Below are 22,174 nucleotides of genomic sequence, written 5' to 3' on the forward strand. Positions count from 1 at the left end.
CGCTTTGGCCGGGGCTTACTTCGCCTCGGCGAGCGCGGCCTTCGCGGTCGCGCTGGTCCAATCCATCCCGCCGGTGCTGCGCCACACTTCCTTGCCGGCCGAATCGAACAGGATGCTCATCGGCAGGCTGGCGTTATAGGCGAGGCTGAAGCCGAGCTCCTTGTCGAGATACGGCTGGAGCCGGGCGAACTTCTCCTTGGCGAAGAAGGCGGCGACGGTCGGGCGGTCCTTGTCCTGGCTGATCGTCGCGACAGCGATCGTCGCGGCGGCCTGGTCGAGCGTCGGCATTTCCTTGACGCACGGGCCGCACCACGTCGCCCACAGGTTGACGAGCACGGGCTTGCCCTTGAACACCGCGAGGGTGGTCGGCTTGCCCGCCGGATCCTCGAAGCTGAGCGTCGGTGCGGCCTCGCCCTTGTGGCTGCGGTCGATCTTGCTGGTCTCGGCCGGGGCCGTAGCGGCGGCGGGCGCGGTGCTGTTCGCGGCGACGTCGGCTTGCCCGTTGGACGAGACTTGCTTATCGCACCCGGCAAGCCCGAGCAGCAGGACCGAAGCGATCACCGAGCGAAACAACATGAGCGATGCATCCAATGCGATGTGGGGTGGGCGCTTTGCCGAGGGTCCGGCAGCCGTCATGCGTGCGATAAATGCCTCGATCCCGTTCGACAAGCGTCTCTGGCGGCAGGACATCGCCGGGTCGAAGGCGCATGTCGCGATGCTCGGCGCGACCGGGATCGTATCGGCTGAGGATGCGGCGGCGATTTCCGCGGGTCTTGACGTGGTTGCCGCCCATTACGAGGCGCACGGTGTCGCCGAGGACATGGCGCTCGAAGACATCCACATGCAGAGCGAATCGCGGCTCGCCGCGGCGATCGGCCCGGTGGCGGGGCGGCTCCACACCGCCCGCTCGCGCAACGACCAGGTCGCGACCGATTTCAAGCTGTGGGTGCGCGATGCGATCGACGAGGTCGAGACCGCGCTCGCCGCCTTCCAGGATGCGCTGCTGACGCGCGCCGAGGAACATGCCGACAGCGTGATGCCCGGCTTCACGCATCTGCAGAGCGCACAGCCGGTGACGCTCGGTCATCATCTGCTGGCGTATCACGAGATGATCGCGCGCGACCGCAGCCGCTTCGCCGATGCGCGCGCGCGGATGAACCTGTCGCCGCTCGGCTCGGCGGCGCTTGCCGGCACGGGCTTCCCGATCGACCGCGACATGACCGCGGCGGCGCTCGGCTTCGATGGGCCCACGCGCAACTCGCTCGACGGCGTGTCCGACCGCGACTTCGCGATCGAATATCTGACCTGCGCGACGCAATGCTCGCTGCACCTCTCGCGGCTCGCCGAGGAGTTCGTGTTGTGGGCGTCGCAGCCGTTCGGTTTCGTCGCTTTGTCGGACCAATGGTCGACCGGCAGCTCGATCATGCCGCAGAAGCGCAATCCCGACGCCGCCGAGCTGGTGCGTGGCCATGCCGGCCGCATCCTCGGCTGCATGACGTCGCTGATGGTGACGATGAAGGGCCTGCCCTTGGCCTATTCGAAGGACATGCAGGACGACAAGCCGCCGGTGTTCGAGGCGCACGACCTGCTCGGCCTGTCGATCGCGGCGATGACCGGCATGGTCGAAAGCGCGACCTTCCGCACCGATCGGATGCGCGGCCTCGCCGAAGCCGGGTTCGCCACCGCGACCGACCTTGCCGACTGGCTGGTGCGCGAAGCCGGCGTGCCGTTCCGCGAGGCGCATCACATCACCGGGCAGGCGGTCGCGCGTGCCGAAGCGCTCGGGCTCAAGCTCGACGCGCTGCCGCTCGCCGACCTGCGGGCGATCGACGCGCGGATCGACGACCGCGTCTACGGCGTGCTGTCGGTCGAAGCATCAGTCGCCAGCCGCACCAGCTTCGGCGGCACCGCGCCGGTCCGGGTCCGCGCGGCGATCGCGGCGGTACGCGAGGGGAAGACGGCATGAGGATCGCGCTCGGATTGGCCTGCGCCGCACTGCTCTGCGGTTGCGGTTCGGCATCGGGATTGAAACCGGCCGCGGGGCAAGCCCTGCCGGTCGCGCCCTATGGCGCCAAGGCGACGCCGACCCCCGCCGATCTCCTCAAGCCGAGCAACCAGGCGCGCCCTTCGCGGAGCGACGAGGTGCTCAAGAATTCCGAGGAACGGCGCAGCGACGAGTTCGACCTGCCGCCTCCCAACTGATTTAGGCCCGACTCCATGGATCATTTTGCGCTCGTCGACGGGGAAATGTACTGCGAGGGCGTTCCGCTCGCGACGATTGCCGAGGCGGTCGGCTCCCCGGTCTACGTCTATTCGACCGCGACCTTCGAACGTCATGCCCGCGTGTTTCGCGAAGGGCTCGCCGCGGCGGGTGACGTCCACCTCGCTTATGCGATCAAGGCTAACCCCAATCTGGCGGTGCTGCGCGTCCTCGCCAATGCCGGCTACGGCGCCGACGTCGTTTCGGGCGGCGAACTCGCGCGCGCGCTGGCGGCGGGGATTCCGGCGGCCGACGTGGTGTTCTCGGGGGTCGGCAAGACCGTCGGCGAATTGCAGACCGCGCTCGATGTCGGGCTCGGCCAGTTCAATCTCGAGCTGGAGGAAGAGGGCGTCGTGCTCGCCGGCCTGGCGCATGCGCGCGGGATGCGCGCCGATGCGACGCTGCGGGTCAACCCCGACGTCGATGCCGGGACGCATGCCAAGATCTCGACCGGCAAGCGCGAGAACAAGTTCGGCGTGCCGATCGACCAGGCGCCGGCGATCTTCGCGCGGCTGGCAGCGCTTCCCGGCCTCGCGATGCGCGGGGTGGCGATCCACATCGGCAGCCAGCTCGGCGATCTCGCGCCACTCGCGGCGGCCTATGCGCGGATCGGCCGGCTCGTCGCCGAGCTGCGCGCGGCGGGCCACCCGATCGAGCGCGTCGATCTCGGCGGCGGCCTCGGCGTGCCCTATCGCGCGGGTGAGGTTTTCCCGAGCCCCGCCGACTATGGCGCGATGGTCGCGCGCGTCACCAAGGACTGGGGCGTGCGGCTGATGTTCGAGCCCGGGCGCGTCATCGCGGGCAATGCCGGCGTGCTGCTGACCAAGGTCATCTGGGTCAAGCCCGGCGCGATCCACCCCTATGTCATCGTCGACGCCGCGATGAACGATCTCGCGCGCCCGGCGATGTACGACGCCTGGCACGATTTCGCCGCGGTCCACCCGACGGGCGAGCGGATGATCGCCAACATCGCCGGGCCGGTGTGCGAGAGCGGCGACACCTTCGCGATGGCGCGCGACATCGATGCGGTGAAGAGCGGCGATCTCGCGGTGTTCCGCACCGCCGGCGCCTATGGCGCGACGATGGCCTCGACCTACAATAGCCGCGCTCTGGTGCCCGAAGTGCTGGTCGACGGCGATCGCTTCGCGGTGGTCGCCGACCGCATCCTGCCCGAGACGATCCTCGCTGCAGAGCGCATCCCAGAGTGGCTGAAGGCGTGAGCCTGCACAGCCTTCCGCTTTTCGTGCGGATGGCGGGACGGCCGGTGATCCTGCTCGGCGAGGGCGAGCCGGCCGACGCGAAACGCCGGCTGCTCGAACGCGCCGGCGCGACGATCGTCGGCGAGGATACCCCGGCCGCGCTCGCGATCGTCGCGATCGAGGAGGAGGCTGACGCGCAGGCGGCGATCGCGCGGCTCAAGGCGCGCGGCGTGCTGGTCAACGCGGTCGACCGGCCCGACGCGTGCGACTTCACGCTGCCCGCGATCATCGACCGCAGCCCGGTGCTGATCGCGATCGGCACGGGCGGCGCCTCGGCCGGGCTGGCGGCGGCGCTGCGCCAGCGGCTCGAGACGTTGCTCCCGGCGACGCTCGGGCCGCTCGCGGACCGGCTCTATGCCCTGCGCGCTGCGATCCGGCTGGCCTTTCCGGCGCTCGACACGCGCCGGCGCGCGCTGGGCACGGCCTTTGCGCCGGGTGCGGCGCTCGATCCGCTCGCGGCGAGCCCCGATGCGGTCGAGACCTGGCTGATGGCACCCGCCGCACCGACCGACCGCCTGATCACGCTGCGCCTGCAGTCGGCCGACCCCGACGACCTGACGCTCGGCCAGGCACGCGCGCTGGCGCTCGCCGACCGCATTTACGCCCCGGCCGGCGCGCCCGCCGCGATCCTCGATCGCGCGCGCGCCGATGCGGTGCGGATCGTTTCCGAGATACCGCCCGTTACGCGCGACGCGGGGGTGTCGATCTGGGTGGAGTGGGCATGAGCGGATTTGCGTATCGCGTCGCGGACGGGAAGGCCGAACGCCTCGACATCAAACAGGCGCTCGATACGCCGGGCGATCTCATCTGGGTGCACCTCACCACCAACAACGAGGAAGCGCAGACCTGGCTGGCGGATGTCGCCGGGCTGCCCGATTATGTCGTCGATGCGCTGACCACTGGCGAATCGCGGCCGCGCTGCGAAGCGCTCGGCGAGGGCGCGTTCCTCAATCTGCGCGGGCGCTCGAACGAGCAGATGACCGCGTCGGACCCGCTCGCCTCGCTGCGGATCTGGGCCGAGGCGGGGCGGGTGATCTCGGTCACGCGGCGCTCGGTCAATGCGATCGACGACGTCGTCAAGGAGATCGAGGGCGGCAAGATCCGCGATCCCGGCGACCTGATCGCCGAATTCGCGGTGGCGATCACCGAGGAACTCGACCCCGAAGTCGGCAATCTCGGCGACAGCCTCGACGATTGCGAGGCCGATCTCGACGGTGACAAGGTGTTCGAACTGCGCCGCGGCGTCACCAAGGTGCGCGTCGCCGCGATCGGCTATCGCCGCTTCCTTACCCCGCAGCGCGCCGCGCTCGAAAAGCTCGCCGCGCTGCCGTGCGACTGGCTGCAGGACGACGACCGGCTGCACCTCAATTCGGCGGCCGATCGCGCCGCGCGGATGGCCGAGGAATTGGAGGCGATCCGCGAACGCTCGGCGCTGATGCACGAGGCGCTGACCGACCTGCGCGCCGAACAGATCGATTCGCGCTCGCTGCTGATCTCGATCGTCGCGTTGATCTTCCTGCCGCTGACCTTCCTGACCGGGCTCTACGGCATGAACGTCGAAGGGCTGCCGTTCGCCAAGGAGCCGTGGGCGTTCGACGTGATCGGCGGGATCTGCATCGCGATCACGGTCGGCATCATCGGCTATTTTTCGGTCAAGCGCTGGTTCGGCTGAACCCATCCACAGCGGGGGCGCCTCAGGCGGCGCGCACCGATTTCCACGCCTGGCCGATCTCGTCGAGCGTGTCGGCCACCTCGCGGAAGGGACGCGGATCCTGGCCGATCGCGGCGTTGACGACAGTGTGGCGCGCGCCGGCGTAGAGCTTGGCGAGCGCTGGCGCGACGGTGCCGCCGGCGTCGAAATCGAGCCCCGCCTCGAGCGCGAAGAGGATCGCGGTGGCGCGCGTCACCTTGTCGCTCTTCATCGCATAATTGCCGTTCTCGGCGGCCCAGGCGGCGCCGCGCAGCGCGCGGATCGCCTCGTCGTAGAGCAATTGGACGAGCGCGGGACCATCGGCCGCGGCGGTCTGGCCGGCGAGCTCGATCTGCCGATAGGTCGTCTCTGGGTTGCGGCCGAACGCCGTGGCATAGGCGGCTCCCATCAGCCGGTCTTGTTCCACTGGTCGATCTGGCTCTGCAGCGCCTTCGCACTCGCCTTGTATGCGGCGACGATCGCATCGGAGGCGGCATATTGTTTGGTCAGGCGATCCTGATAGACTGCGGTGTCGGCGGTCACCTTGGCTTCGGCGTCGTTGACCGTGTTGAGCCGCGCTGTGTAGAGCGCGGTGCTTCCCGTCAGCCCGGTGCTCTCGGCCTGCCCGTTGACGAAGACCTTGTTCTCGGTTGCAGCAGTGGTGATCGCGTTGAGCGCGGCGGCCAGCCCGCCACCGCTCGCACCGGTGCCGTTGGCGAACAGCGCTTCGACCGCCGCCGGGGTCTTGAGCAGCGCGGCGGCGAGCTTGCCCGAATCGACGCTGAGCGTGCCGTCCTTGTTGGTGGCGACGCCGACCGAGGCGAGGTTGACCGGCTCGCCCGCGGCGGCGCCGGTCGACAGCGTCGTCAGCGTCAAGCCGCGCAGCGCGCGCAACAGGCCGGTCGCATTGTAATCGCTGCGCAGCGGACCGGTCGCTGGGTCGGTCTCGGTCTTGAGCTCGGCAAGCACCTGATTGTAGGTCGTCACGAAATCGCCGACGGCTTGCTGGATGCCGTCGGTCGGGGTCGTGCTCCCGAGCGAGACGGGTTTGGGCGTGCCGGCCGCGCCCGCCGCGGACACTCCGGTGAGGGTCAGTTTCACCCCGGTGACGAGATCGCTGATCGTGTTGCTGGCGCGCTCGACGGTGACGCCGTCGACCGTGACGCTGGCATTGCCAGCGGCGCTGATGATCGTCGCGGACGACCCGCTGCCCCCGACGGAGAGGTTCGGGTTGGCGGTGCCGCCGTCGAGCGTGAAGGCCTTGGCCGTGCCGGTCGGCCCCTTGAGCGACAGATAGCTCGTCCCGTCGACATTGGTGACGACGGTGGCGGTGAGCCCGCTGACCTTGGCGTTGATCGCGGCGGCGACGTCGGACAGCTTTGCGCCGTCCGCGATCTGGATCGGAATGTCGTCCGTCTTGGGGTCGAGCGTCGTGCCGTTGGCGGTGCCGAAGTTGAGCGTCAGCGTCCCAGCCTTGAAGGTGGGGGCGGGCACCGGCGGGTTGGCGGCGGGATTGGGCGTGGGAAAGGTCAGCACTGCGGTCTGCGCGGTGGCGAGCCGGTTGACGGTGATCTGCGCCGACAGGCCCGACAGCTTCGCGCCGGACAGCGCGGTCGCGGTCAGCACGCTCGAATCCGAGCTGGTCGGCTGTGTGGCGAGGCTACCGCCGGTGACGAGCGAGGTCAGCGCCGAGGCGAAGCTGGTGATCGCGCTTTGCACTTTGGCGACCGAGGAGATCTGCGCGGTCAGCGCGCTGTCCTGCGCGCTGAGCGACGCATTCTTGGCGGCGAATTGCGCGGCGACGAGCGATTTGACCAGCGCCGCGGTGTCGACACCCGACCCGGCACCGAGCGAGGTCAGGATCGACGAGCCCGAGACCGTCGCGGTGGACGTGGCCGGAGGGGTCGTGGGCGTGGTGGTCGTGGCGGTGGTGGTCACCATGGCAGTCGTCCCGGAAAAGCGCTCACTCGTTAGCAACGACCAAACAGCCGTAAAATTTAGCTTTCTTTTACGCCGTTCGCATCGAAGCGCGCGCTCGGCGGGACCAGCACCGCCGGCGGCGGCGCCGAGCCGCCGGCCTGGCTGTTGAGCCCGAAGACGAAGGCGAGGATCGCGGCGAGCGCGACGTAAAGATCGTCGCGGACCTCCTGCCCCTCGCGGCTGGTGTAATAGACCGCGCGGGCGAGTGCGGGATATTCGAGCACGGGCACGCGTGCCTCGGCACCGAGCTCGCGGATCGCCAGCGCGATCACGCCGCGGCCCTTGGCGACGACGACGGGGACCTGATCGGTCGCGCGATCGTAGCGCAGCGCGACCGCGAAGTGCGTCGGGTTGGTCAGGATGACATGCGCTTCGCTCACCGCGCTGCGCATCGAGCGTTTCGACATTTCACGCTGGCGCTGGCGCATCGCGCCCTTGGCTTCGGGCGAGCCTTCGGTTTCCTTATGCTCGTCGCGGATCGATTGCTTGGTCATGCGCAGCTTGCGCAGCAGCTGGACGATCTGCAGCGGGACGTCGATCCCGGCGATCACGACGAGCCCGCCGGCCATCGCGAACAGCACGCCAGTGAAGGTGCTGCCGAGCACGCCGACCGCGGTGCCGATATTGGTCGAGGCGAGCCCGATCGTCGCGTGCGCGACCTGGTCGAGCATGTGCCAGCCGATCGCCCCGAGCAGGACGACCTTGAGCAGCGACTTGCCAAGCTCGATCCACCCCTGCGGCCCGAAGATCCGCTTGAGCCCCGAGGCGGGGTTGATCCGCGCCGCCTTGGGCGCGAGCAGTTCGCCGTTGAAGGTCAAATGGCCGAGCCCCGCCTGGCTCACCACCGCCGCGACGATCGTCAGCACGAGCAGCGAGACGAGCGACGGCGCGAGCTTCCAGCCGCTCTGGACGAGCGGGCGGAAGGGGGAGAAATCCTCGATGTCGCGGTGGTCGAACGCGAAGCTCGACAGCATCACCTCCTTGCACGCGCCGATCAGCGACGGGCCCATGAAGGCGAGCCAGCCGCAGCCGGCGAGCATCATCAGCGCGGTCGCCAGCTCGCGCGATTTGAGGATGTCGCCTTGCTTGGCCGCGTCGCGTTTGCGCTTGGCGGTTGGCGCTTCGGTCTTTTCACCAAACTCGTCTGCCATCAGCCGAGCACCAGCGATTGCGTCGCGGCGAGGCCTTCATCGACGATGACGAGCAGATAGTCGCCCATCGCGGGGAAGGCGAGCGCGAGCGCGACCACGCCGACCGCGAGGCTCGCCGGCAAGCCGACCGAGAACAGGTTGAGCGACGGCGCCGAGCGCGAAATCATCGCGACGATCAGGTTGAGGCACAGCAACAGGAAGCCGACCGGCAGCGCGAGCAGCAGCCCGGCGAGGAAGGTATAGCCGCCGAAAAAGGCGATATTCTCGAGCTGCTGCGGTTTCAGCCAGGCAGCGCCCGGGGGCAGCGCGTCGTAGCTTTTGACGATCATCTCGACCAGGATCAGGTGGCCGTTGACGCTGAGGAACAGCAGGGTCAGCATCATCGAGAAGAATTGCCCGAGCGCCGGGCTCGACTTGCCGTTCTGCGGGTCGATCGCGGAGGCGAAGCCGATCCCCATCGACGTGCCGATCAGCTCGCTCGCGATCATCGGCGCGGCAAAGGCGATCTGCAGCACGAAGCCGAGCGCGAGCCCGACGAGCGCCTCGGCGGCGACCGCCAGGATCGTCGCGAGCGCGAAGACATGTTCGGGCGGCGTGACCGGATGCGCGGCGAGCACGAGCACGCCGATCGCGCCCGACAGCGTGACGCGCACGACGAGCGGGATCGCGACCGCGCTGAACAGCGGTGCTGCGACGAACGCCGCACCGACGCGCACCATCACGAAGATCAACGCCCAGAGCTGGGGCTCGATCGACAGGCCGAAGCCCAAGGGACTCAAATCCCCCTCCCGCTTGCGAGTTCGAGGTCGGCCATGCCCCCGGCATGACCTGAACGATGCGGGGCATCGTTCACCTCGAACTGGGTTAGGGGAGGGAATGACCTGGAACCATGCGAGGCGCTTGTGACAGGCCCTCCCCCATCCCCTCCCGCAAGCGGGAGGGGGGAAGAAGTGCGCCCCCCCACCATCGTCATCGCACCAGGTCCGGAATCCGCTCGAAGATCCCGAGCGTGAAGTCGCACAGCAGGCCGAGGATCAGGCTGCCGAACACCAGCAGCGACACCGCCACGACGATCAGCTTGGGGACGAACGACAGCGTCTGTTCGTTGATCGACGTCGCCGCCTGGATCATGCCGGTGATCAGCCCCGCCAGCAAAGCCGGGATCAGGATCGGCGCCGAGGCGAGCGCGAGCACCCACATCGTTTGGTTGGCGACCGTCAGGAAATAGTCTGCGTCCATAGGATCAGTTCACGAAACTGTTGGCGAGGGACCCCATCGTCAGCGCCCAGCCATCGACCAGCACGAACAACAGGAGCTTGAACGGCATCGAGATGATCGTCGGCGACAGCATCATCATGCCGAGCGACATCAAGACGGTCGCGACGACAAGATCGATCACGATGAAGGGCAGGAAGACGAGGAAGCCGATCTGGAACGCGGTCTTGAGCTCGCTCGTGACGAACGCCGGCAGCAGCACCGAGAAGGGGATCTGCTCGGCATTCTGATACGGTCCGCTCTTGGCGATGCCGGCGAACATCGTGATGTCTTTCTTGCGCGTCTGCTTGGTCATGAAGGCGTGGAGCGGGATACCGGCGGCCTTGATCATGTCGGTCGCGCCGATCTTGCTCGCGGCATAGGGCTGGATCGCGGTGGCGTTGATCTGGTTGATCGTCGGCGCCATCACGAAGAAGGACAGGAACAGTGCGAGCCCGATCAGCACCTGGTTGGGCGGGGTCTGCTGGAGCCCCATCGCCTGGCGGACGATCGACAGCACGATGATGATCCGCGTGAAGCTCGTCATCATCAGTAGGATGCCCGGCAGGATCGTCAGCAGCCCCATGACGATGAGCAGCTGGAGCGACAGCGCCAGCGGCGCATTGCCGCCGCCGAGATCCTTTAGCGCGCGATCCGCGGCGTCGCCGGCGCCCGGCGCTGGCGGCGTCGCGAGCGGTGCGGCCTGCGCGAAGGCAGGATGCGCGACGATCAGCGCGAAGACGATGCCGAACAGGACGAGCGCGAGCTTGCCCCAGTGCGACACGCGCGGCGCCGGCGGCCGGATCAGTTTCGGCCCCGATCCCTTGCGAACGACGCGCAGGCTCATTTCCCGGTCCCGCCGTCGAGCAGCGCGACGCCGGTGCGGCTGACCGAAACGAGCAGCTTGCGCCCCTCGAAATCGAGCACCGCGATCCGCACGCTCGGCGAGATCATCATCGTCTCGACGACCTTGAGCATGCGGTTGGCCGGCTGCCCGGGCATGCGCGCCTCGAGCCGGCGCCAGGCATAGAGGCAGCCGATCATCAGGCCGCAGACGAGCGGCAGCAGCACGACGAGCTTGAGAATGTACGACCACATCATGGCGTCACGCGCGCTTTTCGGGGCTGACCAGCTCGGTCATCCGCACACCGAAATGGTCGCCGACCATCACGACCTCGCCGCGCCCGATCAGCGTGCCGTTGACGAGCACGTCGAGCAGTTCGTTGGCCTGGCGGTCGAGCTCGATCACGCTGGTTTCGCCCAAAGCGAGCAATTCGCGCAGCGTCAGCGAGGTCGAGCCGATCTCGACGGTCAGCTTGACGTCGACATCCTGCAGCAGGCGGAAATTGGCCGCGAGGCTGGCGTCGACGGGCATCCCGCCTGGCAGACCGGAAGTCATGTCGTTCATTGCAGTCCACCCCTGAGATCACGTTCAATGTCGTTCGAAATGCTGGTCAGCCGGATCGCGGCCTTGCCGTTCGACGTGCCGACCGTCCCCGCCCCGAGCCGGTCGCCGCCGACCATCACCGGCACGTCGTGCCCGACGGTGATCGGGATCACGTCGCCGGCCTTGAGGTCCATCAGCACGCTGAGCGAGACCATCGGCTCGGCCAGCACCGAGCGGACCTCGAAGCGCACGTCCATCACCGCGCGGGTGAGTCCGGTGCGCCACGCCGGGTCGGGCTCGGCGGTCTTGCCGTGGACCTTGCCGGTCAGCGACGGGCCGTGCGGCTTCAGCGCGGCGACGGGATAGAGCAGGTCGAGGAACACCGGCTTGGCGGTGCCGACCGCGATGCCGAAGCGCGTGACGACGACGGCCTCGTCGAGATCGAGCTCGGGGATCAGCGACGGATTGGCTTCGACATGGCCAGGCGCGAAGCTGATCTTGGCGAGCGGCTCCCACGCGGCGTGCATCGGCACCGCCAGCATCGCGCCGAGCCGGGCGATCATCGCCTCGGCAGCCGGCGTGAATTCGGCCGCCATGTCGGCCGCGACCGCGCCGGTGCCGCCGAAGAACAGGTCGAGCAGTTCGAGCACGAAGCGCCCGTCGAGCACCGCCAGCGCCTGGCCCGTGGGCAGCGCGCCCGCCGCGGTCATCGTCAACGGCAGCCAGGCGGTCAGACCGTCGGGGCGCTCCGCCCGGTAATCGGCGAGCCGCTGGACGACCAAAGGCTCGGCCCAGGTGCGGCATTCGCGACGCAGCAGCGGCTCGAACACCCCGCGCACGCCGCGCGCGAGCCGCGCCGAGAGATGCTGCACCGTGTGCAGATCGCCGAACGGGTTGAGATTGACCGTTCCCAGCGTGGCATGCGCCGCGTGTCGGCGGGGGCGCTCGCGCCGTTCCTGTACCGACTGGGCGCCTGTCGCGCTGTGAAGGTCTTCGTTAACCATGTCTCACTGAACAACGAAATTGGTAAAGTAAACGTTACCGACGCCCCCAAAGCCTTCCTTTTCCTTGAGCGTGTCGTTGATCGCCTTGGCCACGCGACGCTGCAGAACCTGCTTGCCGGCACTCGTGAAAACCTGGTCCTCGGTGGTGTCGCCGAGCGCCATCAGGATCGACGAGCGGACCGCGATCTCGTTGGTCTTGATGTTCTCGATGACGGTGTCGTCATAGGGCGTCGACACCGCGATCCCGACCTGGATGAAGTGGACGCTGTCCTGCAGGTTGGAGGTGAACTCCTTGTCCAGCGCGTAATAATTGGAGGCGTATTTGTCGCCGCCGGTACCCGTCGGAGGCTTGTGGCCGCCTTCCTTGGCCTCGGCGCCTTCGCCCGATCCGGCCCGCTTCTGCTCGGTCTTGGGAACGAGTCGCGGCCCGCTCGGCTCGATCAGGCCCTTGCCGCCACCGAGCAGGCCGGCATTCATCGCATAGAGCGCGCCGCCGACACCGCCGCCGACGAGCACGAGCGCACCGACCACGAGCAGCACGATCTTCATCATCCCGCCCTTCTTCTTCTTGGTTTTTTCTTCGACGATTTCACTCATGGATCGGCTCCTTCAAGGCTTACGCGACGCGGGCGTCGGTCGGGATTGCGGTCGCGGCGTCCGTGTCGCGCGGCGGCGGCGTGGTGGACGGGGCGTTGGACGGGGTGGGGCGCGGCTGTGGCGCAGCACCATTGCCGCGACCCGAGTCCGCCGACACGCTGGTGTCGCCGATCCGCACGCCGCGCGCGGCAGCGAGCTCGGTCAGCCGCGGCTGCGCATCGGCGAGTAGCGCGCGCGTCGCTTCCTGCTCGGCGGCGAAGTGGACATGGACGCGATCGCCGTGGCTGCGCACCGAGACGTCGACGCTGCCCAGCGCATCGGGGACAAGGCGGATTCGCGTGTCGCGCGCGGTGGCGGCATCGCTGGCCTCGTCGCGCAGCGTCGCGATCTGGTCGATCATCTTCTGCAAGCCATGATCCTGCGTCAGGTCGAGCGCACTGCCCGCGCTGTCGCTTGTGGCGAGCACGGTCGCGCGCTCGGCATTGGCGATCGGCGCGGCGAGGCCGAGCACGCCGGGTGCGGCGGGTTCCTGCTCGGCGCGTTGCAGCGACCGATCGTGCCACGCGCTCGCCGCCATTGCCGCAGCGAAGAGCTGCCCGGCGGGTTGTGGGGTGGCGCTCACCGCCATCGCCGGGGGCGCATCGGCAATGCTGGCGAGCGCGACGGGGGCGTCGGGCGCTGCCACGTCGTGTCCCGCGGTCGCTTCGAGGCGCGGCGCGCGGGCGAGCGCATCGGCGATCAGCGTGTCGAGCGACGGATCGGCCTTGGCCGGTGGCAGCGGCGGGGCTGGCGCATCGGTCGGCGCGGGGGCGCCCGGGGTGGCGAGCGGCGTTGTCGGCAGCGAGGGCGTGCCGGGCGATACGGTTGCCGCTGCCGTCGCGCCGCCGGTGGCGATCGGCTGCGCCGGCGTTGGGGTGGCGACTGCCGGCGGTGTCACGGGAAGCCAGGCGGCCAGCGCGAGCGTCGGATCCGGGTCGGGCTCGGCTGGGTCGGGCTCGGCCGGGTCGGGCAGTGCTGGGTCGGGCAGGGGTTTGCCGTCGTCGGCAACCGCTTGCCGGTCGGCGCCCGGCGTCGGCGCGGCGTCTGCAGTGGCGTCACGCGCATCGAGAAACGCGCTGAGCGTCTGACCGAAGCGTCCCGACGGGGCTTTGTGCGCCAAAACCGCGGGTGGCGGCATGACGGTTGCAGCGCTGGACAGGCTGGATGGCGAATCGATCATTGCGGCTCCGGACGGGCCCCAACCGGCCCTTGCGCGGAGATCAGCAAGGATCGTGCCGGATCTTCCGGGTCGGCGGTGCCGCTTCCATTTCGCGGATCGCCTTGATCACCGCGGTGGCATCGGCGCGCGCGATCAGTTTCTCGACGGCGCTCTGGTCGCGGCGGGCTTCGCGCGTCGCTTCGACCGCGCGCGCGGCGGTGGCTTGCGCGGCGCGCAGCCGGCCTTCGGCGGCCTGCGCCGACTGGTGCAGCCGCTCGCGAAAATGCGCCGCCGCGACGAGCGAGAGGCCGGCGACGGGAGCAGGCGCCGGCGCCGGCGCGACACCGGCGGCGAGCTGCGCGATGCGTCCCTGCAACGCCGCTTCGCTCGCGGTGCGATCATGCGCGCGCGCTTCCTCGGCCTGGACCAGCCCGAGCTGGAGCGTGCGGACGCGCAGGATGCGCTCGAGCTTGGTCGGCTTGGCCATCTCAGTCGGCGCCGAATACGCCGATCAGCTCGACCGCGGCGTCGGCCAGCGAGACCATCTCGTCGGGGTCCTGCTTGATATATTCCATGATCGCGGGGTGGCAGGCGATCGCGGTGTCGATCGCCGGATCGGCGCCCGCGCGATAGGCGCCCATCAGCACGAGATCGCGATTTTCCTCATAGGTGGCGAGGTGGCGGCGCAGCGTGCGCGCGGCTTTCAGGTGCGGCTTGTCGACGATGTCGGTCATCACGCGGCTGACCGAGGGGCCGATGTCGATCGCGGGATAGACGCCGCGCTCGGCGAGCTGACGCGACAGCACGACGTGGCCGTCGAGGATCGAGCGTGCCGAATCGACGACCGGATCGTTGCCGTCGTCGCCATCGGCGAGCACGGTGTAGATCGCGGTGATCGATCCGCCCGAATGGACGTCGGTGCCGGCGCGTTCGATCAAATTGGGCAGCATCGCGATCGCCGAGGGCGGATAGCCGCGCGCGCTCGCGGGTTCGCCGAGCGCCAGGCCGATCTCGCGCCCGGCATGCGCGACGCGGGTCAGCGAATCCATGATCAGCAGCACCTTCTTGCCTTCGGCGCGAAACGCCTCGGCAATCGCGTGGGTGCGCAGCGCGCCGCGGATGCGCAGCACGGGGGAATGGTTGGCGGGCACGGCGATGACGACCGCACGTTTGCGCGCCTCGCCCGCGACCTTGGTCTCGAGGAAGTCGGCGACTTCGCGGCTGCGCTCGCCGATCAGGCCGATGACGATCACGTCGGCCTCGGCGGCGCGGACGATCATGCCGAGCAGCACCGACTTGCCGACGCCCGAGCCGGCCATGATGCCGATCCGCTGGCCCTGCCCGACGGTGAGCAGGCCGTTGATTGCCCGCACGCCGACATCGAGCGGATGGAGCACGCGACCGCGATCGAGCGGCGACTGCGCCTTGCCGGCCAGCGGCCAGCGGCCTGCGGCGCGGATCGGGCCAAGCCCGTCGATCGGCTTGCCGGCGCCGTCGACCACGCGGCCGAGCAACGCGGCGCCGACTTCGGCCTCGCCGGGCGGGCCGGTCGGGCGCACTGGGGCTTGCGGCAGCAAGGCGGCCGGGCCGCCGAGGTTCATCAGCAGCGTGCGGCCGTTGCGGAAGCCGATCACTTCGGCCTCGACGCCGGCATGGCGATCGCCGACCTGGCAGACGGTGCCGACCGGGAGCGTCAGTCCGACCGCTTCCATCAACAGCCCGTCGAACGAGGCGAGCCGGCCCGACACCTTGGGGGCGGGGGCGAAACCGGGCAGGCCGAGCGAATCGAGATAATCGCCGGTGAAGCGGTTCAGCATTTTTCTCCCCTCCCTGGAAGGGAGGGGGCGGGGGTGGGTCGGCCTGAGGCGGGCGTGGCGTTCGATAACGGGCCGACCCACCCCCAGCCCCTCCCTTCCAGGGAGGGGAGCGATACCGTGAAACCCATCACGCCTCCGGCACCGCGACGCGGTCGATCGCGTGCGCCAATTGCTCGAGCCACAGGTCGGGGCCGTCCTCGATGATCGTCGAGGCGCTCTCGAGCTGGAATGCGCCGCGCGCGATGGCGTCGTCGCCCACCGCGAAGATCTGCCGCGGCAGCTTGCCCTCGAGCAAGGCGACGTCGTCGGGGTGGACGTGGAGGATCGCCGATTCGGCGGCATCGCTGAGCAGGTCGGTCGCCGCCTCGATCCGACGTGCGAGCAGGTCGGGCGCGATGCCGACTTCGCCGACCAGCCGGGTGACGAGGTACAGCACGGTCTGGCGCAAGCGCCGCGCGACGGCATCGCGATCGATCCGGTCATCGGCCTGCAGCGCCTGCGCGAGCGTGGCGAGCAAGGTGCGGTCACGCTCGCCGGTCACCGCGATCTCGCTGAGCGCCGCTTCGACGCCAGCGGCATAGCCGTTGGCGTGCGCCACCTCGATCGGGTCGACGAACGGTGCGGGCTGGTTCGCCGTGCTCGGGTCGAACGGATCCCAGCCTTCGGTCGGGTTGCTGTCGGGGTCGGCCGGGGCGAAGTGGCGTGGGCCGCTTTCGCCGACGCCCGCACTCGACGCCTGCGGCGCGAACGACACCGGGCCGCGCGCGACACGGTCGCGCAGGTCGGCGGGGGCGAACCCGACGCGCGGCGCGAACGCCGCTTTGAGCGCTTCGGCGACGCCCTGGCCGCGCGCGGAAAAGCCTGCGGTGAACTCAGACATAATCGTCTTCGCCCGCACCCATCTGGATCGTGCCGTCCTTGGCGAGGTTGCGCGCGATCTGGATGATCACCTTCTGCGCCTCGAGCACTTCGGAGAGCTTCATCGGCCCGCGCGCTTCCATCTCGTCGCGGATGCCGTCGGCCGCGCGGCTCGACATGCAGCCGAGGAAGCGCGCGCGGATGCTCTCGTCGACGCCCTTCAGCGCGCGCGTGAGGATGTCGCTGTCGATGTTGCGGATCAGCGTGCCGAGGTTCTTGTCGTCGAGCTCGAGCAAATTGTCGAACACGAACATCGCTTCCTCGATCGCCTTGGCCACGTCGCGGTCGATCTTGAACAATTTGGGCATGACGCGCAGTTCGGTCGCCTTGCGTCCGCTCGACAGGATCTTGGCGGCGTCCTTGGTGCCGCCGAGCGTAACGCCGGCCTGCGCCTGTGACGAACCAGTGCGGTTCGCGAGCATCGTCTTGAGCGTCTCGACCGCCTCGGGTGTGATCGGCCCCAGCCGGGCGAGCCGGTGGAGGATGTCGGGCTGCACCGCGTCGGGCATCAGCTCGAGCACTTGCGCGCCAACCGCGGGATCGAGATTGGCGATCATCACCGCGGCGATCTGCGGATGCTCCTTCTCGATCATCGCGGCGATCTCGCCGGCGTCGAGCCAGTCGAGCAGGTCGAGCTGGCACGATTCCTGGGCCGGCACGATCCGCGCGAGCACGCTGTCGGCTTTCTCCTGGCCGAGCGCGCGCGTCATCACCGCTTCGATCCGCGGGCGCGGGTCGAAACCGATCGCGGTGCGTTCGCGGGCCTTGCCGACGAAATCGTCGAGCACGCCCTCGACCTCGAGCTCGCTGACGTCGGCGACGGCGAACATCGCCTTGCCGAGCTGGCGGACTTCCTCGGGATCGAGCTTCTGCAGGATCGCGGCGGCTTCCTCCTCGCCGACGAGCATCATCAGGACGGCGGCGCGTTCGACGCCGGTATAGATACGGGCTGGTGCGTTCATGACTTGATCATGTCCCGTACGGCGAGCGCGGCGCGCGCCGGATTGTCGCGGGTGAAGCCGCGCACCATGCCGATCCGGTCGTCATAGTTGCGGGCATTTTCGAGCGCGTCGATGCTGACCGGCTGGTCGCTGCGTGGCGGCGGGATCTGGCCGCCGTCATAGCCGTCGCGAGCGCCGATCTCGCGGCCGAGCGCGGCGCGCGGCTGGGCGGTATCGTCGCGTTTCTTGAGCAATGCCGCGGCCAGCGGCCGCACTCCGAGGAACAGGACGAGCAAGGCGATCACCAGGGCGGTCACGTTGCGCGCCACCACCGGCAGCCAGCCGGCATCATACCATGGCTGCTTGTCGTCGAGCGCGGTGGCGCCGGCGAACTTGCGGCTGATCACGGTGACCTGGTCACCACGGCCCTGGCTGTAGCCGACCGCGGTCTGGACGAGCTGCGTGATCTGCTGGATCTCGACCGTGCTGCGCGGCTTGCCGGTTTCAGGATCGCGCAGCAGCACCGCGACCGACAGGCGCGTGATCGTGCCGGGGGCGGTGCGGCTGACCGAGACTTCCTTGCCGAGATCGTAGGCGCGTGAATATTGGTCGCTCGCCTTGAGCGCATCGCTGACCGCGCCGGCCGCGGCCGCCACCACCGGGCCGGTCGTCCCCGGCGCCGTGACGCCAGATCCTGCGGCGGGCGACGGCGTGGGGGTCGGCGTCGGCTGCGGCGCGCTGAGCGTCGAGGCGGGCGGCGGCGTGTTCGACAGCGCGCCGGGGATCCCGCCGGGCGCCTGCCCCTCCTTGCCATTGCCGGTCCACTGGCCCTGCTCGACACGCAGCACGCCCTGCTTGTCGTAGCTTTCCTTGGTTGCCTGCGTTTCGTTGAGGTCGACGTCGGCCTGCACTTCGGTGGTGAAATTGCCCGCGCCGATCAGCGGGGTGAGCATCTGCACGACCTGTGCGCGATACTTCTCCTCGACGCGGCGCTGGAAGGCGACGCGCTCGTCGCTGGCGATGCCGAGCGCGCTCTGATTGTTGCCCTTGGTCAGCAGGCCGCCCATCTGGTCTACGATCGTCACGCCCTCGGGCTTCATGCCCGGCACCGACGAGGCGACGAGATTGACGATCGAGGAGACCTGCGCGTCGCCGAGCGAGCGGCCCGGCTGCAGCTTGACGATCACCGAGGCCGATGGCGCGGCATTGTCGCGCACGAACACCGACTGCTCGGGCGTGGCGAGATGGACGCGCGCTTCGGCGACGGCATCGATTTCCTGGATCGAGCGCGCGAGCTCGGTCTCGCGCGCCTGGCGCAGGCGCTCGCCCTCGACCGCGCGCGAGACGCCCATCGGGAGATTGTCGAGGATCGCGTAGCCGCCAGGTGCCGCCTTGGGCAGCCCCTGGCCGGCGAGCAGGATGCGCGCGCGCGCATAATCGTCCTCGTTGACGGTCAGCGATCCGGTGCCCGCGTCGATCTTCGAGGTGATGTTGGCGGCTTGCAGCGCGGCGGTGACCGACGCCTTGTCGGCATCGGCGAGGCCGGCGAACAGCACCTTCTGCGTCGGGGTGGCGAGCATCATCCAGGCGAGTGCGGCGGCGCCGATCAGGCCGACGAGCAGCGCCATCGGCAGGCTGCGGCGCACCGCGGGCTGCGCGAGCAGGCCCTGCAGCTGGTGGAGCGGGTTGGCGAAGCGTTCGGGCACCATGGCGGCGAGCCCGGAACCAGTCGACCCTTGCGGAGCGGGGGTGAGAGCGTTGCTCATCGATTATACCGGCATGCTCATGATGTCCTTGTACGCGGACAGGAGTTTGTTGCGGACCTGCAGCGTCGCCTCGAAGCCGACCGAGGCCTGCTGACGGGCGAGCATCACCTTGGCGATGTCGATCGTCTCGCCGCGCTCATAGCTTTCGGAGAGCTTGCTCGCCTCGACCTGACCCTGGTTCACGCTCTTCAGCGCATCTTCCATCGTCGTGGCGAAATTGGCGGGCCTGGCCGGCGCCGCCGGCGCCGCGGCGCCCGCGGTGCCGGCGCGGGCGAGCGCCTGGTTGCGTTCGAGGATCTGCGCGCGCAGCGCCATCACCCGGTCGACGCCCATCGCGCCACCACCACCGATTGCGTCGATGCTCATGCCCAGGCTGCCCGGTTGGCGGCGAGGACGATGTCGTCACCCTGTTCGCGCGCCTTGGCCAGACGGTAGCGCAGCGTGCGCTCGGAAATGCCGAGCCGCTTCGCCGTCTCGATCCGGCTGCCGTTGCAGGCGGCGAGCGTCTCGCGGATCGCCTGGAATTCGTGCATCTGGACGATATTGCCGAGCGTGACGGGTGCGGGCTGATCGTTGGCGGCGACCGCGGCGAGCGCGCTCGGCCGGTCGAATACGATGTGCTCGGCCGAAATCGTGTCGCCCCCGGCGAACAGCAAAGCGCGCTGAATGACGTTTTCGAGCTCGCGGACATTGCCGGGCCAGTCGTGGCGCAGCAGCAGGTCGATCGCCGACATGTCGGGCCACGGCACGATCGCGCGCGTGCCGGCGTGGCGCAGGATCAGCGTCGCGGCGAGCGCGGGGATGTCCTGCGGGCGATCGGCGAGCGGCTTGGTGGTCAGCGGAAAGACCGAGAGGCGATAATAGAGATCGGCGCGGAAGCGGCCGGCGGCGACTTCGTCCTGCAGGTCGCGATTGGCGCAGGCGATCACCCGGACGTCGATCGGCTGCGGCGTGGTCGCGCCGATCGGGACGATCTCGCGCTCCTGCAACGCGCGCAGCAGTTTGGCCTGGAGCGACAGCGGCAACTCGGCGACTTCGTCGAGCAGCAGCGTGCCGCCGTGCGCGGCGCGGAAGAAGCCTTCGCCGGTCGCCGATGCACCGGTGAAGGCGCCCTTCTGGTGACCGAACAACAAAGCCTCGAGCATCGTCTCGGGCAGTGCCGCGCAATTGATCGCGATGAACGGGCCCGCCGCGCGGTTCGACTTGAGGTGGATCGCGCGCGCGAGCACCTCCTTGCCGGTGCCGGTCGGGCCGTTGATCAGGACGGTGATGTCGGCGGCGGCGACGCGATCGGCGAGCGCATAGAGGGCGAGGCTCTCGGGGTCGGCGGCAGTCGGCATTTCGGGTTCGGCGAGCAGTGCGCGGACGAAGCCGGCGCCGACCGCGGCGTCGCGGCTGTCGAAGGCGACACGCGCCGGGCTGCCGTCGCGCGCGGGGATAATGGAGCGGCCGTCGCTGCCCAGCACGACGGTGCGTGCGGCGGCGGGCGGGGTCTCGCCTTCGGCGACCAGATAGAGATCGTCGCGCGCGAGCTTGCCGGCCTCGAGCGATCCGATTGCGAAGCCCTGCGCGCGCAGCGTGGAGACCAGCGCATAATGCTGGCGGAGTATCGCGGCTGACGGAACGATGGATCGCATGGAAGTCCCCCTGAACGAGCCTCCAATTGCCGTATTTTTGGTAAATGAGTGGTTAAGGATGTTGCCGGAGCGGCAAACTTTGACCGCCGCTAGGCGAAAGTGGCGGAAAGTTCCGAAAAAGACGCAAAAAAAAGCAGCGGTTTCGCAAAAGCGCTTAATCGCCGGCGCGACCGGTCGTTACCACCCTTGGCGGCTCGGCTCTCCGATAGGGGGCGGCGGGATTGCCGACCAAGATGGAGATTAGTACCATGACCGTTATCGGAACCAACGTTTCCGCCCTGAAGGCGACCAACGCTTCGAACTCGGCGAGCGCCGCGCTCGCGACGAGCATCGAGCGCCTGTCGACCGGCAAGCGCATCAACTCGGCCAAGGACGACGCCGCCGGCCTCGCCATCGCCTCGTCGCTGACCTCGCAGATCAAGGGCCAGACTCAGGCGATCCGCAACGCCAACGACGGTATCGCACTCGCCCAGACCGCCGATGGCGCGCTCGGCGAAGCAACCAACATCCTGCAGCGTATCCGCGAGCTGGCAGTGCAGTCGGCATCGGGCACCTATGGCGCCGACGATCGTACCAACATGCAGACCGAAGTCACCGAACTGCAGAAGCAGCTGACCAACATCTCGGCGACCAAATATAACGGCGTTTCGCTGTTCGGCGCCGCGCAGGCGATCAATATCCAGACCGGTTCGGGCTCTGCCGACAAGGTGGCCCTCAACATCAGCGCGCTCAATCTCGCAACCGTCAGCGGCGCGGTGACGGGCGCGACCACGGCGACGACCTCGACGATCGGTGCGGACGCGACGGCAGATCCGCGCTTCGGCACAGTCCACACCGTCACCCAGGAAGACGTCGCATACGGTGCGAAGTTCGGTGGTGGCGCGACCGCTGCGACCGCATCCGACATCGGCACGAACAAGACGCTGGCCAGCGGCGATCTGATCTACACGCCAGCGCAGCCGGGCGGCGGCATCTCGGGCGGCGTCTCGGTGACGACGACGGCGAGCGCGACCACGGCGCTCGACACGCTCGACACCGCGCTCAAGGCGGTCAACACGACGCGCGCTTCGCTCGGTGCCGGTCAGAGCCGTCTGACCTCGGTCGTCAACACGCTCACTTCGAGCGTCGCCAACCTGACCGATGCACGCAGCCGGATCGAAGACGTCGACTTCTCGACCGAAACGACCAGCCTCGCCAAGGCGCAGATCCTCAGCCAGGCTTCGACCGCGCTGCTCGCGCAGGCGAACCAGAGCCAGCAGGGCGTGCTCAAGCTGCTCGGCTAACACCTGACGGGCCCTGGCACCTGACCCCCTAT

The 22,174-nt window shown here is 68.9% G+C and carries 25 protein-coding genes; 6 read left to right on the forward strand and 19 right to left on the reverse strand.

Translation table 11 applies throughout. The annotated features are described in order from the left end of the window. Window positions 1–15: 15 nt before the first annotated feature. On the reverse strand, window positions 16–576 hold the full coding sequence (locus U1872_RS11495; RefSeq protein ID WP_332793036.1) for a TlpA family protein disulfide reductase: 561 nt from the start codon (window positions 574–576) through the stop codon (window positions 16–18). A gap of 19 nt (window positions 577–595) precedes the next feature. Here U1872_RS11495 and argH point away from each other — a divergent pair, with 19 nt between their 5' ends. From argH to U1872_RS11520, 5 genes are read left to right on the forward strand one after another with little or no spacing between them, the layout of a single operon-like run. Beyond that, the gene (gene argH / locus U1872_RS11500) at window positions 596–1,966 is read left to right on the forward strand and encodes an argininosuccinate lyase (protein WP_332793622.1); all 1,371 of its coding nucleotides are present in this window, start codon (window positions 596–598) and stop codon (window positions 1,964–1,966) included. Beyond that, window positions 1,963–2,202 (forward strand): hypothetical protein, encoded by a 240-nt coding sequence (locus tag U1872_RS11505; RefSeq protein WP_332793037.1) that lies wholly within the window; start codon window positions 1,963–1,965, stop codon window positions 2,200–2,202. The genes argH and U1872_RS11505 overlap by 4 nt, the downstream gene beginning before the upstream one ends. Before the next feature lie 15 nt (window positions 2,203–2,217). Next, window positions 2,218–3,480: a diaminopimelate decarboxylase gene (gene lysA / locus U1872_RS11510; RefSeq protein WP_332793038.1), complete on the forward strand. Its 1,263-nt coding sequence runs from the start codon at window positions 2,218–2,220 to the stop codon at window positions 3,478–3,480. Beyond that, the gene (locus U1872_RS11515) at window positions 3,477–4,244 is read left to right on the forward strand and encodes a precorrin-2 dehydrogenase/sirohydrochlorin ferrochelatase family protein (protein ID WP_332793039.1); all 768 of its coding nucleotides are present in this window, start codon (window positions 3,477–3,479) and stop codon (window positions 4,242–4,244) included. Before lysA ends, U1872_RS11515 begins: the two co-directional genes overlap by 4 nt. Continuing rightward, window positions 4,241–5,191 carry a zinc transporter ZntB gene (locus U1872_RS11520; RefSeq protein WP_332793040.1) on the forward strand — a complete coding sequence of 317 codons (951 nt, stop codon included), beginning with the start codon at window positions 4,241–4,243 and terminating at the stop codon, window positions 5,189–5,191. Before U1872_RS11515 ends, U1872_RS11520 begins: the two co-directional genes overlap by 4 nt. Before the next feature lie 22 nt (window positions 5,192–5,213). Here the strand turns inward: U1872_RS11520 and U1872_RS11525 are convergent, their stop codons facing one another. The 18 genes from U1872_RS11525 to U1872_RS11610 all read right to left on the reverse strand — a co-directional run bounded on the left by U1872_RS11525 (window position 5,214) and on the right by U1872_RS11610 (window position 20,859). Further along, on the reverse strand, window positions 5,214–5,618 hold the full coding sequence (locus U1872_RS11525) for a flagellar export chaperone FliS (RefSeq protein WP_332793041.1): 405 nt from the start codon (window positions 5,616–5,618) through the stop codon (window positions 5,214–5,216). Next, window positions 5,618–7,150 (reverse strand): flagellar filament capping protein FliD, encoded by a 1,533-nt coding sequence (gene fliD, locus U1872_RS11530; protein ID WP_332793042.1) that lies wholly within the window; start codon window positions 7,148–7,150, stop codon window positions 5,618–5,620. The genes U1872_RS11525 and fliD overlap by 1 nt, the downstream gene beginning before the upstream one ends. A 56-nt stretch (window positions 7,151–7,206) precedes the next feature. After that, a complete protein-coding gene (locus U1872_RS11535; protein WP_332793043.1) occupies window positions 7,207–8,340 on the reverse strand; it encodes an EscU/YscU/HrcU family type III secretion system export apparatus switch protein in 1,134 nt (377 codons plus the stop codon). Continuing rightward, complete coding sequence (gene fliR / locus U1872_RS11540; protein WP_332793044.1) at window positions 8,340–9,119, reverse strand: flagellar biosynthetic protein FliR; 780 nt, start codon at window positions 9,117–9,119, stop codon at window positions 8,340–8,342. The genes U1872_RS11535 and fliR overlap by 1 nt, the downstream gene beginning before the upstream one ends. 190 nt (window positions 9,120–9,309) lie before the next feature. Next, window positions 9,310–9,579 (reverse strand): flagellar biosynthesis protein FliQ, encoded by a 270-nt coding sequence (fliQ, locus tag U1872_RS11545; RefSeq protein WP_332793045.1) that lies wholly within the window; start codon window positions 9,577–9,579, stop codon window positions 9,310–9,312. A 4-nt stretch (window positions 9,580–9,583) separates the two neighbouring features. Further along, complete coding sequence (gene fliP / locus U1872_RS11550; RefSeq protein ID WP_332793046.1) at window positions 9,584–10,441, reverse strand: flagellar type III secretion system pore protein FliP; 858 nt, start codon at window positions 10,439–10,441, stop codon at window positions 9,584–9,586. Beyond that, window positions 10,438–10,695, reverse strand: coding sequence for a flagellar biosynthetic protein FliO (locus tag U1872_RS11555; RefSeq protein ID WP_332793047.1), 258 nt, complete (start codon window positions 10,693–10,695; stop codon window positions 10,438–10,440). Before U1872_RS11555 ends, fliP begins: the two co-directional genes overlap by 4 nt. 4 nt (window positions 10,696–10,699) lie before the next feature. Beyond that, entirely contained in the window at window positions 10,700–11,002 is a 303-nt protein-coding gene (fliN, locus tag U1872_RS11560) for a flagellar motor switch protein FliN (RefSeq protein ID WP_332793048.1), read from the reverse strand. Next, a complete protein-coding gene (locus U1872_RS11565) occupies window positions 10,999–11,985 on the reverse strand; it encodes a flagellar motor switch protein FliM (RefSeq protein ID WP_332793049.1) in 987 nt (328 codons plus the stop codon). Before U1872_RS11565 ends, fliN begins: the two co-directional genes overlap by 4 nt. Window positions 11,986–11,988: 3 nt before the next feature. Further along, complete coding sequence (locus tag U1872_RS11570) at window positions 11,989–12,582, reverse strand: flagellar basal body-associated FliL family protein (protein ID WP_332793050.1); 594 nt, start codon at window positions 12,580–12,582, stop codon at window positions 11,989–11,991. Between the two features lie 19 nt (window positions 12,583–12,601). Continuing rightward, window positions 12,602–13,801: a flagellar hook-length control protein FliK gene (locus tag U1872_RS11575; protein WP_332793051.1), complete on the reverse strand. Its 1,200-nt coding sequence runs from the start codon at window positions 13,799–13,801 to the stop codon at window positions 12,602–12,604. Window positions 13,802–13,841: 40 nt separating this feature from the next. After that, window positions 13,842–14,267 (reverse strand): hypothetical protein, encoded by a 426-nt coding sequence (locus U1872_RS11580; protein ID WP_332793052.1) that lies wholly within the window; start codon window positions 14,265–14,267, stop codon window positions 13,842–13,844. Between the two features lies 1 nt (window position 14,268). Then, window positions 14,269–15,597 (reverse strand): FliI/YscN family ATPase, encoded by a 1,329-nt coding sequence (locus U1872_RS11585; protein ID WP_332793053.1) that lies wholly within the window; start codon window positions 15,595–15,597, stop codon window positions 14,269–14,271. Between the two features lie 127 nt (window positions 15,598–15,724). Continuing rightward, on the reverse strand, window positions 15,725–16,477 hold the full coding sequence (locus tag U1872_RS11590) for a FliH/SctL family protein (protein ID WP_332793054.1): 753 nt from the start codon (window positions 16,475–16,477) through the stop codon (window positions 15,725–15,727). Next, a complete protein-coding gene (fliG, locus tag U1872_RS11595) occupies window positions 16,470–17,477 on the reverse strand; it encodes a flagellar motor switch protein FliG (RefSeq protein ID WP_332793055.1) in 1,008 nt (335 codons plus the stop codon). The genes U1872_RS11590 and fliG overlap by 8 nt, the downstream gene beginning before the upstream one ends. After that, entirely contained in the window at window positions 17,474–19,222 is a 1,749-nt protein-coding gene (gene fliF / locus U1872_RS11600; RefSeq protein WP_332793056.1) for a flagellar basal-body MS-ring/collar protein FliF, read from the reverse strand. Before fliF ends, fliG begins: the two co-directional genes overlap by 4 nt. A gap of 3 nt (window positions 19,223–19,225) precedes the next feature. Further along, on the reverse strand, window positions 19,226–19,588 hold the full coding sequence (gene fliE / locus U1872_RS11605) for a flagellar hook-basal body complex protein FliE (protein WP_332793057.1): 363 nt from the start codon (window positions 19,586–19,588) through the stop codon (window positions 19,226–19,228). Beyond that, window positions 19,585–20,859 (reverse strand): sigma-54 interaction domain-containing protein, encoded by a 1,275-nt coding sequence (locus tag U1872_RS11610; protein ID WP_332793058.1) that lies wholly within the window; start codon window positions 20,857–20,859, stop codon window positions 19,585–19,587. Before U1872_RS11610 ends, fliE begins: the two co-directional genes overlap by 4 nt. A 248-nt stretch (window positions 20,860–21,107) precedes the next feature. Between U1872_RS11610 and U1872_RS11615 the strand changes: the two genes are divergently transcribed. Beyond that, window positions 21,108–22,142, forward strand: coding sequence for a flagellin N-terminal helical domain-containing protein (locus U1872_RS11615; protein ID WP_332793059.1), 1,035 nt, complete (start codon window positions 21,108–21,110; stop codon window positions 22,140–22,142). Window positions 22,143–22,174 lie beyond the last annotated feature (32 nt).

Source organism: Parasphingomonas frigoris, from assembly GCF_036663815.1.
Classification (GTDB): domain Bacteria; phylum Pseudomonadota; class Alphaproteobacteria; order Sphingomonadales; family Sphingomonadaceae; genus Sphingomonas.

Bases quoted from the DNA above. Each gene is read 5' to 3' on its own strand.
- U1872_RS11495 (WP_332793036.1), bottom strand. From the start codon at position 576: ATGTTGTTTCGCTCGGTGATCGCTTCGGTCCTGCTGCTCGGGCTTGCC.
- argH (WP_332793622.1), top strand. From the start codon at position 596: ATGTGGGGTGGGCGCTTTGCCGAGGGTCCGGCAGCCGTCATGCGTGCG.
- U1872_RS11505 (WP_332793037.1), top strand. From the start codon at position 1,963: ATGAGGATCGCGCTCGGATTGGCCTGCGCCGCACTGCTCTGCGGTTGC.
- lysA (WP_332793038.1), top strand. From the start codon at position 2,218: ATGGATCATTTTGCGCTCGTCGACGGGGAAATGTACTGCGAGGGCGTT.
- U1872_RS11520 (WP_332793040.1), top strand. From the start codon at position 4,241: ATGAGCGGATTTGCGTATCGCGTCGCGGACGGGAAGGCCGAACGCCTC.
- U1872_RS11525 (WP_332793041.1), bottom strand. From the start codon at position 5,618: ATGGGAGCCGCCTATGCCACGGCGTTCGGCCGCAACCCAGAGACGACC.
- fliD (WP_332793042.1), bottom strand. From the start codon at position 7,150: ATGGTGACCACCACCGCCACGACCACCACGCCCACGACCCCTCCGGCC.
- U1872_RS11535 (WP_332793043.1), bottom strand. From the start codon at position 8,340: ATGGCAGACGAGTTTGGTGAAAAGACCGAAGCGCCAACCGCCAAGCGC.
- fliQ (WP_332793045.1), bottom strand. From the start codon at position 9,579: ATGGACGCAGACTATTTCCTGACGGTCGCCAACCAAACGATGTGGGTG.
- fliP (WP_332793046.1), bottom strand. From the start codon at position 10,441: ATGAGCCTGCGCGTCGTTCGCAAGGGATCGGGGCCGAAACTGATCCGG.
- U1872_RS11555 (WP_332793047.1), bottom strand. From the start codon at position 10,695: ATGATGTGGTCGTACATTCTCAAGCTCGTCGTGCTGCTGCCGCTCGTC.
- fliN (WP_332793048.1), bottom strand. From the start codon at position 11,002: ATGAACGACATGACTTCCGGTCTGCCAGGCGGGATGCCCGTCGACGCC.
- U1872_RS11565 (WP_332793049.1), bottom strand. From the start codon at position 11,985: ATGGTTAACGAAGACCTTCACAGCGCGACAGGCGCCCAGTCGGTACAG.
- U1872_RS11570 (WP_332793050.1), bottom strand. From the start codon at position 12,582: ATGAGTGAAATCGTCGAAGAAAAAACCAAGAAGAAGAAGGGCGGGATG.
- U1872_RS11575 (WP_332793051.1), bottom strand. From the start codon at position 13,801: ATGATCGATTCGCCATCCAGCCTGTCCAGCGCTGCAACCGTCATGCCG.
- U1872_RS11580 (WP_332793052.1), bottom strand. From the start codon at position 14,267: ATGGCCAAGCCGACCAAGCTCGAGCGCATCCTGCGCGTCCGCACGCTC.
- U1872_RS11585 (WP_332793053.1), bottom strand. From the start codon at position 15,597: ATGCTGAACCGCTTCACCGGCGATTATCTCGATTCGCTCGGCCTGCCC.
- U1872_RS11590 (WP_332793054.1), bottom strand. From the start codon at position 16,477: ATGTCTGAGTTCACCGCAGGCTTTTCCGCGCGCGGCCAGGGCGTCGCC.
- fliG (WP_332793055.1), bottom strand. From the start codon at position 17,477: ATGAACGCACCAGCCCGTATCTATACCGGCGTCGAACGCGCCGCCGTC.
- fliF (WP_332793056.1), bottom strand. From the start codon at position 19,222: ATGAGCAACGCTCTCACCCCCGCTCCGCAAGGGTCGACTGGTTCCGGG.
- fliE (WP_332793057.1), bottom strand. From the start codon at position 19,588: ATGAGCATCGACGCAATCGGTGGTGGTGGCGCGATGGGCGTCGACCGG.
- U1872_RS11610 (WP_332793058.1), bottom strand. From the start codon at position 20,859: ATGCGATCCATCGTTCCGTCAGCCGCGATACTCCGCCAGCATTATGCG.
- U1872_RS11615 (WP_332793059.1), top strand. From the start codon at position 21,108: ATGACCGTTATCGGAACCAACGTTTCCGCCCTGAAGGCGACCAACGCT.